Source organism: Serratia sp. PL7 (assembly GCF_945957435.1).
In genome coordinates this window covers 1-859 of sequence record NZ_CAMFLB010000101.1, presented here as the reverse complement: position 1 = coordinate 859, position 859 = coordinate 1, and the positions used below count along the sequence as shown (strand labels likewise).

The 859-nt window shown below is 52.7% G+C and carries 1 rRNA gene; it reads right to left on the bottom strand.

The window, feature by feature from the left end:
- A 23S ribosomal RNA gene (locus N6G83_RS54385) occupies positions 1-859 on the bottom strand; the annotation flags it as partial.

The following is an 859-nucleotide window of genomic DNA, read 5'->3' as shown; positions in this document are numbered from 1 at the left end:
CACCTTCAACGGCTTACAGAACGCTCCCCTACCCAACAACGCCTAAGCGTCGCTGCCGCAGCTTCGGTGCATGGTTTAGCCCCGTTACATCTTCCGCGCAGGCCGACTCGACCAGTGAGCTATTACGCTTTCTTTAAATGATGGCTGCTTCTAAGCCAACATCCTGGCTGTCTATGCCTTCCCACATCGTTTCCCACTTAACCATGACTTTGGGACCTTAGCTGGCGGTCTGGGTTGTTTCCCTCTTCACGACGGACGTTAGCACCCGCCGTGTGTCTCCCGTGATAACATTCTTCGGTATTCGGAGTTTGCATCGGTTTGGTAAGCCGGGATGGCCCCCTAGCCGAAACAGTGCTCTACCCCCGAAGATGAGTTCACGAGGCGCTACCTAAATAGCTTTCGGGGAGAACCAGCTATCTCCCGGTTTGATTGGCCTTTCACCCCCAGCCACAAGTCATCCGCTAATTTTTCAACATTAGTCGGTTCGGTCCTCCAGTTAGTGTTACCCAACCTTCAACCTGCCCATGGCTAGATCACCGGGTTTCGGGTCTATACCTTGCAACTATTCGCCCAGTTAAGACTCGGTTTCCCTACGGCTCCCCTATACGGTTAACCTTGCTACAAAATATAAGTCGCTGACCCATTATACAAAAGGTACGCAGTCACACCACGAAGGTGCTCCCACTGCTTGTACGTACACGGTTTCAGGTTCTATTTCACTCCCCTCGCCGGGGTTCTTTTCGCCTTTCCCTCACGGTACTGGTTCACTATCGGTCAGTCAGGAGTATTTAGCCTTGGAGGATGGTCCCCCCATATTCAGACAGGATGTCACGTGTCCCGCCCTACTCATCGAACTCAC